Source organism: Janthinobacterium aestuarii (assembly GCF_051380835.1).
GTDB lineage: Bacteria > Pseudomonadota > Gammaproteobacteria > Burkholderiales > Burkholderiaceae_D > Janthinobacterium > Janthinobacterium aestuarii.
Genome location: NZ_JBNYXU010000001.1, coordinates 185,556 through 199,151 on the forward strand (window position 1 = coordinate 185,556; position 13,596 = coordinate 199,151).

A 13,596-nucleotide genomic window follows, 5' to 3' on the forward strand; every position below is an offset into this window, starting at 1 on the left:
GCGCTACCTCCGCCAGCGCGGCCACGCGGCGATCGTCAGGGCCCGCAGCAGCCACTCTACAGGGCCGTAAGCGTGGCCGCGCAGCCACCAGCGGCTCAGGGGCAGCTGCACGCCAAAGATGATGGCGGCCAGCGCCAGGGCACCGAGCGGCGAGACGCTGCCCATCAGCCGCATGCCATACGCGAGGAACAGCACGGCGCAGATGGCCGACTGCAGCAGGTAGTTCGACAGGGCCATGCGGCCCGTGTCGGCCAGCAGCGCAAACAGCGTGCCGTCGCGCAGGCGCTCGAACAGAGATAGCGCCAATGCCAGGTAGGCGCCCGCCAGCAGCGGCGCGGTAGCCAGGCCAACGGCCAGTCCCGCCACCTGCCATGCCTGGCTGTCGCCATACACGGAAGTCCACGCATAGAAGGCGGCGCCGGGTAATCCCGCCAGCGCGCCGGTCCACAGCAGGCGGCGGCGCAGCGGCAGATAGTCGTTTGCATGCAGCAGCATTTCGCGCTTGCCGGCGGCCAGGCCGCACAGGAACATGGCGAGCGCGCACGGGGCCTGCACCAGCAGCAGGACGAGCCAGATGTCACCGAGTTCGCGCAGGTGCTGATGGACGACGGCAGCTGGCGTGGCGCGGTAGGCGGCCAGCGCGCTTGCCGCTTTTTGCGCCATCGCCACGGCGTTGTCCGCGGCGTCGCCCGCCGGCTGCAGGCTTTGCAGCCAGGCCATGCCTGCCCAGAACGCCACGCAGACGGCGACGAGCGTCAACGCCAGGGACAATGCCTGGCGTTCGCCGCAGCGGTGCAGCGCCAGCAGCACGATACCCAGCAGAGCGTAGGTGGTCAGTATGTCGCCATGAAACAGGAACACGGCGTGCAGGGCGCCGATCAGCCACAGGCCTGCTTGCCGGCGCAGCATGCGCGGCACGAACGGTGCGCCAGCGCGCGCGGCCGCCTGCATCTGCAGGGTGAAGCTGTAGCCGAACAAAAAGGAAAACAGCAGGTAGAACTTGGTCTCGAACAGCAGGGCGACGAGAAAGTGCGTGGCGCGGTCCACGCCGCCGTAGAAGGCAGGATCGGTCAGGCCCAGGCCGAACCAGGGCGTGGCGAAGGCGCCGATATTGACGACCAAAATGCCGAACAGGGCGCAGCCGCGCAGGGCATCGACGTCGGCGATGCGCGCGGGCTGGTTTTTCATGGCGGCGTTCATGCCAGGGCAGGGCGCAGGAAGCGCGCCAATAACAGATGCAGGCTGGCCCGCTGCGCCAGCGGCGCGTAATCGGGATCGACGGCAACCCGGTTGAAGATGCCATCGATCAGCGCGGCGATCCAGGCGGCCGTTTGCGCGGCGTCCAGCGCGGCGTCAACCTGGCCTTGCGCGGCCGCCTCTTCCAGCAAGGTTTGCAGGCCGCCGCGCAGGCTGGCGTCGTTGCGCGCCACCCTGGCCGCGATGTCCGTATCGCGCATCGCTTCGGCGGCAATGTCCAGCGCCAGTCCCGCAAAGTCCGCGTCGGCCGCCAGCGCCAGCACCAGGTCCATGCAGTCGAGCAGGGCGCCGTACGCATCGGCGCTGCCTTGCACGCCGGCGAAATAGGCGGCCGTTTCGCTGCCTTCCTGGTCGACGATGGCGGCGATGATCGCTTGCTTGGTGGGGAAGTAATGGAACAGGTTACCGGGACTCATGCCCGCCTGCGCGCAGATGGCGGCGGTGCTGGTCTGGTGAAAGCCCTTGCGCGCAAAGCAGCTGCGCGCGGCGGCGAGAATGGCGTCGCGGCGCGCCGCGTGTTTATCGGGATCGATGGTGCGCATGCTTTACCCTTTAATTAATAGACTAGTCAATCTAATATAGGCCGATTGCCTTGCCGGGTCAAGCAAATCGCGTGAAATGGCCGCTTTGCACGTCCCCTTCCGGTCGCTACAATGTGCCGCAGCGGTTTTTCCCGCGCCTGCCGGCAGGCCCGCCGATTGTTTGGAAAACCGATCCCTTCACCTGTTTTTCTACCGTTTTAGGAATGACATGCAGCAGACCCCGATTCGATCCTTCCTTTGCGCGCTGGCGCTGGCCGCCGGCATCGCCCCTGCCGCGCAGGCAGCCAGTGCCGCCCAGCCGGCCACCATGCGCCTCGATTACCAGCACAGCGGCAATGCACTGGGCGAGCATTACGCGGTCGAGCGCGTGCTGGTCGAGCCCCTGCCATGGCCGGGCAACCTGGCGCGGCCCATCGACGACAGCAACCGCGGCAACAATATGCTGGAAGTGGTCGACATCAAGTCGGGCAAGGTGCTGTACTCGCGCGGCTTTTCCACCATCTTCGGCGAGTGGGCCAGCACGGACGAAGCGAAAACCACCACGCGCGCGTTCCAGGAATCCGTGCGCTTCCCGCAGCCCGAGCAGCCCGTGCGCGTGCGCATCCTCAAGCGCGACGAGCGCGGCCTGTTTTCCATTGTGTGGAGTACCGATGTCGATCCGGCCGCGCAGGATGTGATCCGCAAGCAGCCACCGGCGCCCGTCAAGCCGATCCCGATCCGCATCAGCGGCCCATCTTCCGGCAAGGTCGACCTCCTGATCATGGGCGATGGCTATACGGCCGCCGAAATGGGCAAGTTCGAAGCGACGGCGCGCAAGCTGGCCGAGCACCTGTTTACCGTGTCGCCATTTCGCGAGCGGGCCAATGACTTCAATGTGTGGGCCATGGCCGCGCCGACCCCGGAGTCGGGCGTGTCGCGTCCGTCGACGGGCGTGCACCACGCGTCGCCCTTGGGTACACGCTACGACATCTTCGGCAGCGAGCGCTATGTGCTGACGACGGACAACCGCGCGCTGCGCGACCTGGCGCAGTATGCGCCGTATGAATTCATCGAAATCCTCGTCAATAACGATACCTACGGCGGTGGCGGCATCTTCGGCCAGTTCAGCACGGCGGCGGCGAACAACGACTGGGCCAATTACCTGTTCGTGCACGAATTCGGCCACCATTTCGCCGGCCTGGCCGACGAGTACTACACCTCGCCCGTGGCCTACCAATCGAACGGCGAACGCCAGGAACCGTGGGAGCCGAACGCCACGGCGCTGCGCGATCCGGCCAAGCTGAAATGGAATAACCATGTGAAGGCGGGCACGCCGCTGCCGACGCCATGGCCGAAGGAAGCGTACGACAGCCATGCGCGCGAATACCAGAAGCAGCGCGCGGCCCTGCGCGTGGCCAACCGCCCGGAAAGCGAAATGAGCACCTTGTTCAAGGCCGACCTTGCGTACACGCAGCAGTTGTTCTCGAAAGCGCCGCAGCGCCATGCGGTGGGCGCCTTCGAAGGCGCGCACTACGAGTCGTCCGGCTACTACCGGCCCGAGATGCAATGCATCATGTTCGACCGCAGCGAGACGTTCTGCTCCGTATGCCAGGATGGCATCAGCACCATCATCGACCTGTATTCGCGTCCGGCATCGGCGCCGGGCAAATAAGACCGCTCCTGTCATTCCAGCAGTGCATGGGGGCCATGTTGCATCGCAATAGCATGGCCCTGATTTTTCCCGATTCCCGCCTGGCGCCTCGCACCAAGTCGCCCCACCGCTTGTTTTCCAGGCAATCCCCCTTCTTTTTGTACGGCCGCTTTTCTGTGCGCCAGCCCCACGAAGTTATCAAACAAGCACTGCGATTCGCTTGCTTGTCAATTAGTTCATTTAAATAATATTGATGTAGAATTTGATGTATATCAATGTTGCATTGCCGCAATCGCACTTATAGTTGACCTAGCTCAAAACGATAAGCATGCGGACCGGACTCATCGCGAATCACGTATCTAAATGCTGTAGAGTAATTTTCGCCCTGTACCAGTTCCCCGAGAATGCACTGGTGCTGGCCTCGAATTTCAGTGACGGAAGCCAGATTCATGAAGATGCAGCCCCCCGCGCCTGACGCGTGCAGTACCCTCCATCCCCACACTCCGATTGCCTTGCCGTATGCGCGCGCCGGCGGCGTTACCCTGGCCATGTGCGCTGCCGCCATGCGCGCCGGCGCCGTGCGTAGCGTGCATGCGGCCACGCCGTGGCCCGCCCTGCGTCCAGTCCCGGCATGACGGCCGGCTTGCGCCCACCCTTGCCTTTGCAGGGCAAGCGGGGGCTGGTGGTGGGCATCGCCAACGCGCAAAGCATCGCCTGGGGCTGCGCCAACGCCCTGCGCGCGGCCGGTGCGGAACTGGCCGTCACCTGGCTCAATGACAAGGCCAGGCCGCACGTGGAGCCGCTGGCGCAGCAAGTGCAGGCGTCCATCATGGCGCCGCTCGACGTGGCCGTGCCGGGGCAATTGGAGGCGCTGTTCGCGCAGATCGAACGGCAATGGGGACGCATCGACTTCGTCGTCCATTCCATCGCCTATGCGCCGAAACACGATTTGCATGGCCGCGTGACGGACAGTTCCGCCGACGGCTTTGCGCAGGCGATGGATGTCTCCTGCCACTCCTTCATGCGCATGGCGAAACTGGCCGAACCGCTGATGCCGGACGGCGGCAGCTTGATGACCATGAGTTATCTGGGCGCCGAGGAAGTCATCGCCGACTACGGCCTGATGGGGCCCGTGAAGGCGGCGCTGGAAGCGTCCGTGCGTTACCTGGCCGCCGAACTGGGCCCGCAAGGCATCAGAGTCAACGCCATTTCGCCTGGGCCACTGGAAACGCGGGCCGCTTCCGGCATCGCCCATTTCGACCGCCTGATGGCCGACGCCATCGAACGTTCGCCCATGCGCCGCCTGGCCACCATCGAGGACGTGGGCGCGCTGTGCGCCTTCCTCGCCGGCGACGGCGCGCGCGCCATCACGGGCGGCACCCTGTACGTCGATGGCGGCTACAACATTCTGAATTGACTGGAAGATGATGACCATGGCTGTTTTTACCTTGCCACACCGCGCCATGCTGGCCGCACTGGCAGCCACGCTGGCCCTGGCCGGCTGCGCCTCGATGGCGCCGGCGTATGCGCCACCGCCGCTGCCCGTGGCGGCGCAGTATCCGGAAACCGATCCGGCCGGCGCGCACGCGCCCGACGTCGCCTGGCAAAGCTACTTTGCCGATCCGCGCCTGCAGGCGCTCATTGCGCAGGCGCTGGCCAGCAACCGCGACATCCGCATCGCCGCGTTGCGCGTGGAAGAGGCGCGCGCCGCGTATGGCATCCAGCGCGCGGAGCAATTTCCCACCATCGCGCTGGGCGCCTCCGGCAGCCGCGCACGCGTGCCAGCTGATCTGAGTCCGACGGGCCGCGCCATGACGAGCGCGCAATACCAGGCGGGCTTGAACGTGAGCGCCTGGGAACTCGATTTCTGGGGCCGGGTGCGCAGCCTGAAAGACAGCGCGCTGCAAACCCTGCTGGCCAGCGACGAGGCGCGCCGCGCCGTCGGCGTGGCTCTGGTGGCGCAGGTGGCCAATGGCTACCTGGGCTTGCGTGAACTCGACGAAAGGGTGGAACTGGCGCGCGCCACCGTCGACAGCCGCGCCGAATCGCTGCGCATTTTTACGCGCCGCTTCGAGGTAGGCTCGATTTCCAAGCTGGACCTGACGCAGGTGGAAACCCTGCTCAGCCAGGCCCTCTCGCTGTCGGCCCAGCTGGAACAGGCGCGCGCCGTGCAGGCGCACGCGCTGGCGCAATTGGTGGGCGGCCCCGTCGACCTGGCGCCGGTGGCTGGTGAGGTGCGCCGCTTCGACGACGCCAGCGTGCTGCAGCCGCTGCATGCGGGCTTGCCCTCGGCTTTACTCACGCAGCGTCCCGACCTGATCGCGGCCGAACACCAGCTGCGCGCCGCGCAAGCCAATATCGGCGCCGCGCGCGCCGCCTTCTTCCCGACGATTTCGCTGACGGCCGCCTACGGCACGGCCAGCGCGGAATTGAACGGTTTGTTCGACTCGGGCAGCGGCGCCTGGAATCTCGCGCCGCGCCTGGTGCTGCCGATTTTCGATGCGGGCCGTTTGCGCGCCAATATGGACCTGGCCGAGGTGCGCCGCGACGTGGCCGTGGCCAATTATGAAAAGAGCGTGCAGGGCGCGTTCCGCGAAGTGGCCGACGCGCTGTCGAACCGGCGCTGGCTGGCGCTGCAGGTCGACATCGGCAAGACGACGTTGGCCGCGCAGAGCGAACGGGCGCGCCTGGCCAAGCTGCGCTACGACAATGGCGCCGCGCCCTATCTGGAAGTGCTCGACGCGCAGCGCGACTTGCTGACGGTGGAGCAGCAACTGGTGCAGACGCGCCGCGCGCTGCTGTCGAGCCAGGTCAGCCTGTATGCGGCCCTGGGGGGCGGTGCGCCCGTCGCCTCCGCCGCTGTTTCCACCCACTAATTTGATCGCCCCGATACCATGAATGCTCAACTGAAGAAAAAACTCATCCCCGCGGCGCTGGTCGTGGCCGTTCTCGTGCTGGGCTATGTGGTCTGGCAAAAAATGCGTCCCACGGGTCCTGGCGAAGGTTTTGTCAGCGGCAATGGCCGCATCGAAGCGACGGAAATCGACGTCGCCACGAAGCTGGCCGGCCGGGTCAAGGAGATCCTCGTGCGCGAGGGCGACTTCGTCAAGGCGGGCCAGCCGCTGGCCACCATGCAGGTGGACTCGCTGGCGGCCCAGCGCGACGAGGCGCGCGCGCGCCAGCAGCAGGCATCCGACGCCGTGGTGGGCGCGCAGGCGCAGGTGGCCGTGCGCGAGAGCGACAAGGCGGCCGCGCTGGCCATGGTGGCGCAGCGCGAAAGCGAACTCGATGCGGCCAAGCGCCGCCTGGCCCGTTCCGACACCCTGTCGAAAGAGGGCGCGTCCTCGGTGCAGGAACTCGACGACGACCGTGCCCGCGTGCGCAGCGTGGCCGCCGCCCTGAATGCGGCCAGGGCGCAGGTGACGGCGGCGCAGGCGGCCATCGACGCGGCCAAGGCGCAGGTGGTCGGCTCGCGCTCCGCCGTCGTGGCGGCCGAGGCGACGACGGCGCGCATCGATGCGGACCTGGCCGATGGTCAGCTGGCGGCGCCGCGCGACGGCCGCGTGCAATACCTGGTGGCGCAGCAGGGCGAAGTGCTGGCCGGCGGCGGCAAGGTGCTCAACCTGGTCGACCTGTCGGACGTCTACATGACCTTCTTCCTGCCCGAGACGGCGGCCGGCAAGGTGGCGCTGGGCGGCGAAGTGCGTATCATCCTCGACGCGGCGCCCCAGTACGTGATTCCCGCGACGATCTCGTTTGTCGCCGCCAGCGCGCAGTTCACGCCGAAGACGGTGGAAACGGCCAGCGAACGCCAGAAACTGATGTTCCGCGTAAAAGCGCAGATCAGCCGCGAACTGCTGCAAAAGCATCTGGCCCTCGTCAAAGTGGGCTTGCCCGGCGTGGCCTGGGTGCGTCTCGATACCAAGCAGGCCTGGCCCGCTGAATTGACGGCGAAGGTTCCGCAGTGACCATGGACGTGAACAATTCCGTCGTCAGCATCCGCGGCGTCAGCCAGCATTACGGCAAGACGGTGGCGCTGGACGGCATCGATCTCGATGTGCCGGCCGGCCGCATGGTGGGCTTGATCGGTCCAGATGGCGTGGGCAAATCGAGTTTGCTGTCGCTGGTGGCGGGCGCGCGCGCCGTGCAGCAGGGCAGCGTGATGGCGCTCGGCGGCGACATGCGCGATGCGCGCCACCGCGACGACGTTTGCCCCCGCATCGCCTACATGCCGCAAGGGCTGGGCAAGAACCTGTATCCGACCCTGTCGGTCGAGGAAAACCTGCAGTTTTTCGCGCGCCTGTTCGGTCACGACGCGGCCGAGCGCCGCCGCCGCATCGACCAGTTGACCCGCAGCACAGGCTTGCAATCGTTCCTCGCGCGCCCGGCCGGCAAGCTGTCGGGCGGCATGAAGCAGAAGCTGGGCCTGTGCTGCGCGCTGATCCACGATCCCGACCTGCTGATTCTCGACGAGCCGACTACCGGCGTCGATCCGCTGGCGCGGGCCCAGTTCTGGGACCTGATCGCCGGCATCCGCGTGCAGCGCCCGCAAATGAGCGTGATGGTGGCCACGGCCTACATGGACGAGGCGCAGCGCTTCGATTGGCTGGTCGCCATGGATGACGGCAAGGTGCTCGATACGGGCACGCCGGCCGAACTGCTGGCGCGCACGGACAGCGGCAACCTGGAAGCGGCTTTCATCAAGCTGCTGCCCGAAGCGAAGCGCGCGGGCCACCAGCCCGTCGTCATCACGCCGCTCGATGCTGCCAGCGCGCAGGACGTCGCCATCGAGGCGCAAGACCTGACCATGCGCTTTGGCGATTTTACGGCCGTCGACCACGTGAATTTCCGCATCGGACGCGGCGAAATCTTCGGCTTCCTGGGCTCGAACGGCTGCGGCAAGTCGACCACCATGAAGATGCTCACGGGCTTGCTGCCGGCCACGGAAGGCAAGGCCTGGCTGTTCGGCAAGCAGGTCGATTCCAGCGATATCGACACGCGCCGCCGGGTCGGCTACATGTCGCAGGCGTTCTCGCTGTACAGCGAACTGACGGTGCGCCAGAACCTCGTGCTGCACGCGCGCCTGTTCCACGTGCCAGAAGGCGAGATACCTGCGCGCATCGACGAGATGGCGCAGCGCTTCGACCTGCGCGCGGTGATGGACGACTTGCCCGACAGCCTGCCGCTGGGCATACGCCAGCGCTTGTCGCTGGCCGTGGCCATGGTGCACAAGCCGGAAATGCTGATCCTCGACGAACCGACATCCGGCGTCGACCCGATCGCGCGCGACAATTTCTGGCGCCTGATGATCGAGCTGGCGCGGCGCGACCGCGTCACCATTTTCATCTCCACCCACTTCATGAACGAGGCCGAGCGCTGCGACCGCATCTCGCTGATGCATGCGGGGAAAGTGCTGGTCAGCGATGCGCCGGCCGAACTGGTGCGCAAGAAGGGCGCGCCTTCGCTGGAAGCGGCTTTCATCGCCTACCTGGAAGAGGCGGGCGGCGGCACGGCGCCGGCGGCGCAGGAAAGCGAGGCGCCCGCGCAGAAGGCGGAAGCGGCCGCGCCGCCGCAGCAGGAACAACATCGGCGCAGCCGCTTCAGCCTGGGCCGCATGCTCAGCTACATGTGGCGCGAAACCCTGGAATTGCGCCGCGATCCCGTGCGCCTGACCCTGGCGCTGGGCGGCTCCGTGCTGTTGCTGTTCGTCATCGGCTTCGGCATCAGCCTCGATGTGGAAGACTTGAGTTACGCGGTGCTCGACCACGACCAGACCACGTTGAGCCAGAATTACACGAACAACCTGGCCGGCTCGCGCTATTTCATCGAGCGAGCGCCCCTGCGCGACTATGCCGATATCGACAAGCGCATGCGCAGCGGCGAACTGTCGCTGGCCATCGAGATCCCGCCCGGCTTCGCGCGCGATGTGCAGCGCGGCGCGCCGGCCCAAGTGGGCGCATGGATCGACGGCGCCATGCCGATGCGCGCGGAAACCGTGCAAGGCTACGTGCAGGGCATGCACCAGCTGTGGCTGGCCGACCAGGCCTTGCACCGCTATGGCATCACGATGAGCAACCCCGTCGCCATCCAGACGCGCTATCGCTACAACCCGGACGTGAAAAGCCTGCCCGCGATGGTGCCGGCCGTGATTCCCTTGCTGCTGCTGATGCTGCCGGCCATGCTGGCGGCGCTGTCCGTCGTGCGCGAAAAGGAACTCGGTTCCATCATCAACCTGTACGTGACGCCCGTCACGCGCCTGGAATTCTTGCTCGGCAAGCAGGTGCCCTACGTCGTGCTGGCCATGTTCAACTTCCTTCTCATGGCGCTGCTGGCCGTCACCGCTTTCGGCGTGCCGGTCAAGGGCAGCTTGGCGACCCTGATCGGCGCCACCTTCATCTTCAATATCTGCGCTACCGGCATCGGCCTGTTCGCCTCGACGTTTACGCGCAGCCAGATCGCGGCCCTGTTCGTGACCATGATCGGCACCATGATCCCGGCCATCCAGTTTTCCGGCCTGCTCAATCCCGTCTCGTCGATGGAAGGCGTGGGCAAGGCCATCGGCCTGATGTACCCGGCCACGCACATGCTCAACATCAGCCGGGGCGTGTTCAACAAGGCGCTGGGATTGGGCGACCTGCACGCCTCGTTCTGGCCCCTGATCGTGGCGATCCCCGTGATCCTCGGCGTGACCGTGGCGCTGCTGAAGAAGCAGGAGAGCTGATATGCGCCACCTTGAAAACATCTACCGCCTGGGCGTCAAGGAAATCTGGAGCCTGATCCGCGACCCGATGATGCTGATCCTGATCCTCTACACGTTCACTTTGGCCATCTACGTGGCCGCCACGGCCAAGCCGGAAACCCTGCACATGGCGTCGATCGCCATCGTCGACGAAGATGGCTCGCCCCTGTCCGGGCGCATCGCCTCGGCCTTCTTCCCGCCCCAGTTCACGCCGCCGGCCATGATCAACCAGAGCCAGGTCGACGCGGGCCTGGACGCGGGCCAGTACACGTTCGTGCTGACGATCCCAACCAAGCTGCAGGCCGATGTGCTGGGCGGACGCCAGGCGGAACTGCAGCTGAACGTGGACGCCACGCGCATGAGCCAGGCCTTCAGCGGCAGCGGCTACATCCAGCAGATCGTCGCCGGCGAGATATCGGAATTCGCCAAGCGCTACCGGGGCGCAACCGTCTCGCCCGTGGAGCTGGTGATGCGCGCGCGCTTCAACCCGTCGCTGAGCCAGGCCTGGTTTGGCTCGCTGATGGAGCTCATCAACCAGGTGACGATGCTGTCGATCATTTTGACGGGCGCGGCGCTGATACGCGAGCGCGAACACGGCACCATCGAGCACTTGCTGGTGATGCCCGTGACGCCTGCCGAAATCATGCTGGGCAAGGTCTGGTCCATGGGTCTCGTGGTGCTGCTGGCCGCCGCCCTGTCGCTGAACCTCGTGGTGCGCGGCATGCTGCACGTGCCCATCGAAGGCTCGATCGCGCTGTTCCTGTGCGGCGCGGCCCTGCACCTGTTCGCCACCACGTCGATGGGTATTTTCCTCGCCACCGTGGCACGCAGCATGCCGCAGTTCGGCATGCTCCTGATCCTCGTGCTGCTGCCGCTGCAGATGCTCTCGGGCGGCAGCACGCCGCGCGAAAGCATGCCTGAACTGGTGCAGAACATCATGCTGATCGCCCCGACCACGCATTTCGTCGAATTGAGCCAGGCGATCCTGTACCGGGGCGCCGGCATCGACGTCGTGTGGAAACCGTTCCTGGCCCTGCTGGCCATCGGCACGGCCCTGTTCACGTTTGCCCTTGCCCGTTTTCGCAAGACCATCAGCCAGATGGCGTAGCTCCCGCGCCGGAATGGTCCGGCGTTTTTTGCATGAAAAGGATAGCCATGAAAACCGAAGCTGCACCATTTTTCTCCACCGGCGGCTTGCCGTCGCTGGGCGTGCTGGGCGACTATGCGCGCGATTCGTGGCAGCGCATTGTGCTGTACGCGGACGTGATGCGCCGGCGCGGCAACCAGTACCAGGAACACATGGCCGAGGAAGTGCCGAACGTGCTGGACTTCCCCGCCGAACTGGTGATGTCGGGCCTGGAGCTGGCGCGTCCCGTCAACTACGGCCTGGCGCGCATCCTGACGCCCGATGCGCCCGAACCAGATCCATCGAAACGCCCGTTCGTCGTCGTCGATCCGCGCGCGGGACACGGTCCCGGCATCGGCGGCTTCAAGGCCGAGAGCGAGATCGGCGTGGCCCTGCGCGCCGGCCATCCGTGCTACTTCATCGGCTTCCTGCCCGATCCCGTTCCGGGGCAGACGGTGGAGGACGTGATGCACGCCGAAGCGGCCTTCCTGGAAAAAGTCATCGCCCTGCATCCGCTCAGCGAGGGCAAGCCCGTCGTCATCGGCAATTGCCAGGCGGGCTGGCAAATCCTCATGACGGCGGCCATGCGCCCGGAACTGTTCGGCCCCATCATCGTGGCCGGCGCGCCCGTGTCGTACTGGGCCGGCTGGCATGGCCGCAATCCGATGCGCTACGCGGGCGGCCTGATGGGCGGAAGCTGGGCCACGGCGCTGGCGGGCGACCTGGGTAACGGCCGCTTCGACGGCGCCAGCCTGGTACAGAATTTCGAAAAGCTCAACCCGGCCAACACGCTGTGGAGCAAGCAGTACAACCTGTACGCGAACATCGATACGGAAGCGCCCCGTTACCTGGAATTTGAAAAATACTGGGGCGGCCACGTTTTCCTCAACGACGTCGAGATGCAGTACATCGTCGACAATCTGTTCATCGGCAACCGCCTGGCCACGGCCGAATTGATCACTTCCGACGGCGTGCGCCTGGACTTGCGCAATATCCGCTCGCCCATCGTCGTGTTCTGCTCGAACGGCGACAACATCACGCCGCCGCCGCAGGCGCTGGGCTGGATCACGGACCTGTACCGCGACGACAAGGATGTGCTGATGCACGACCAGACCATCGTCTACGCCGTGCATGACAGCATCGGCCACCTGGGCATTTTCGTCTCGGCCAAGGTGGGGCACAAGGAACACCAGAAATTCGCCAGCAATATCGACCTGATCAACCTGCTGCCGGCGGGTATCTACGAAGCGAGGATCGTCGACAAGACGCCCGATACGCCGAACGCGGATCTGGCCAGCGGCGACTACGTGCTGCAGGTCGAGCACCGCGGCATCGACGACGTGCGCGCCATCGTGCAACCGAGCGTGGAAAACGACCGCAAGTTCGCCGCCGCCGCGCGCGTGTCTGAAGTGAACCTGGCCCTGTACCGCACGTTTGCGCAGCCATGGGTGCGCGCCATGGTCACGCCGCAGACGGCGCGGTTTTTGCAGCTGGCGCACCCGCTGCGCGTGTCGTACGAGCGCTGGACTGACCACAATCCGCTGGCCAGGCTGGTGGCCAGGGAGGCGGAAAAAGTGCGCGCCCAGCGCCAGCCGGTAGCGCCCGACAACCCGCTGCTGGCCATGCAGGAAGCCATCTCCGGCGCCATTACGGCCGGCTTGAACGGCTGGCGCGACTGGCGCGATACGGTACAGGAAACCACTTTCGACCTGGTGTACGGTTCGCCGCTGGTGCAGGCACTGACGGGACAAGCGATCGGCGATACGACGCCGCCGCGTCCCCATCCCGGCATCTCGCCCGAGCATTGCGAATACGTGCGCTGCGAAACGCGCAAGATGGACGAGGACATGCAGCGGGGCGGCCTGGTGGAAGCGGCCGTGCGCGCGCTGTTCTATATCTACCGCTTTCGCATGATCGCCGACGAGCGGAGGGTCAACCTGGCCCTCAAACTGATCAAGCCGCAATACCGGCAGGACGTCGGCATGGAGGAGTTCCGCGGTATCGTGCGCCAGCAGGCGCGCCTGATGCTGCATGATTTCGATGCCGCCATCGCCGCCTTGCCGGCCTTGCTGTCGCGCGCCGACCCTGACGACATCGGTGCGCTGGCCGAGTGGCTGCAGCAAGTGCTGCAAGTACCCGAGGCGCCGACGCCGGACGAGGAAGCGAGCCTGCAGCAGATGCTGGACGTCTTCGACCGCGCGGTCAAGGATCAAACGAAGGCACAAACGCCGGCCGTGCGCGCATCCGCTACCGGGCCAAAAGCCAAACCGGCCAAACACATTACCCCTGTATAGAAGACCAC

Annotated in this window: 10 protein-coding genes; 8 read left to right on the forward strand and 2 right to left on the reverse strand. The window is 65.9% G+C overall.

Annotation, left to right across the window (positions count from 1 at the left end; genetic code table 11):
- Positions 1-3 precede the first annotated feature (3 nt).
- Together ACQ4WO_RS00850 and ACQ4WO_RS00855 are read right to left on the reverse strand one after the other, a co-directional pair.
- Positions 4-1,200: a DUF418 domain-containing protein gene (locus ACQ4WO_RS00850; RefSeq protein WP_436479849.1), complete on the reverse strand. Its 1,197-nt coding sequence runs from the start codon at positions 1,198-1,200 to the stop codon at positions 4-6.
- Positions 1,197-1,799, reverse strand: coding sequence for a TetR/AcrR family transcriptional regulator (locus ACQ4WO_RS00855; protein WP_436479850.1), 603 nt, complete (start codon positions 1,797-1,799; stop codon positions 1,197-1,199). Before ACQ4WO_RS00855 ends, ACQ4WO_RS00850 begins: the two co-directional genes overlap by 4 nt.
- A gap of 208 nt (positions 1,800-2,007) precedes the next feature.
- On the opposite strand from ACQ4WO_RS00855, the gene ACQ4WO_RS00860 reads away from it, so the two are divergent.
- From ACQ4WO_RS00860 to ACQ4WO_RS00895, 8 genes are all read left to right on the forward strand, one after another.
- A complete protein-coding gene (locus ACQ4WO_RS00860) occupies positions 2,008-3,450 on the forward strand; it encodes an IgA Peptidase M64 (protein WP_436479851.1) in 1,443 nt (480 codons plus the stop codon).
- 428 nt (positions 3,451-3,878) lie between these two features.
- Positions 3,879-4,064: a hypothetical protein gene (locus ACQ4WO_RS00865; protein ID WP_230518825.1), complete on the forward strand. Its 186-nt coding sequence runs from the start codon at positions 3,879-3,881 to the stop codon at positions 4,062-4,064.
- Positions 4,061-4,846 carry an enoyl-ACP reductase FabI gene (gene fabI, locus ACQ4WO_RS00870; RefSeq protein WP_436480625.1) on the forward strand — a complete coding sequence of 262 codons (786 nt, stop codon included), beginning with the start codon at positions 4,061-4,063 and terminating at the stop codon, positions 4,844-4,846. The genes ACQ4WO_RS00865 and fabI overlap by 4 nt, the downstream gene beginning before the upstream one ends.
- A gap of 10 nt (positions 4,847-4,856) precedes the next feature.
- Positions 4,857-6,305, forward strand: coding sequence for an efflux transporter outer membrane subunit (locus ACQ4WO_RS00875; RefSeq protein ID WP_436480626.1), 1,449 nt, complete (start codon positions 4,857-4,859; stop codon positions 6,303-6,305).
- A gap of 18 nt (positions 6,306-6,323) precedes the next feature.
- Positions 6,324-7,397 carry an HlyD family secretion protein gene (locus tag ACQ4WO_RS00880; protein WP_436479852.1) on the forward strand — a complete coding sequence of 358 codons (1,074 nt, stop codon included), beginning with the start codon at positions 6,324-6,326 and terminating at the stop codon, positions 7,395-7,397.
- 2 nt (positions 7,398-7,399) lie between these two features.
- Positions 7,400-10,150 carry a ribosome-associated ATPase/putative transporter RbbA gene (rbbA, locus tag ACQ4WO_RS00885; protein WP_436479853.1) on the forward strand — a complete coding sequence of 917 codons (2,751 nt, stop codon included), beginning with the start codon at positions 7,400-7,402 and terminating at the stop codon, positions 10,148-10,150.
- A gap of 1 nt (position 10,151) precedes the next feature.
- Positions 10,152-11,276: an ABC transporter permease gene (locus tag ACQ4WO_RS00890; RefSeq protein ID WP_436479854.1), complete on the forward strand. Its 1,125-nt coding sequence runs from the start codon at positions 10,152-10,154 to the stop codon at positions 11,274-11,276.
- A gap of 47 nt (positions 11,277-11,323) precedes the next feature.
- Positions 11,324-13,588 carry a DUF3141 domain-containing protein gene (locus ACQ4WO_RS00895; RefSeq protein ID WP_436479855.1) on the forward strand — a complete coding sequence of 755 codons (2,265 nt, stop codon included), beginning with the start codon at positions 11,324-11,326 and terminating at the stop codon, positions 13,586-13,588.
- Positions 13,589-13,596: the final 8 nt, after the last annotated feature.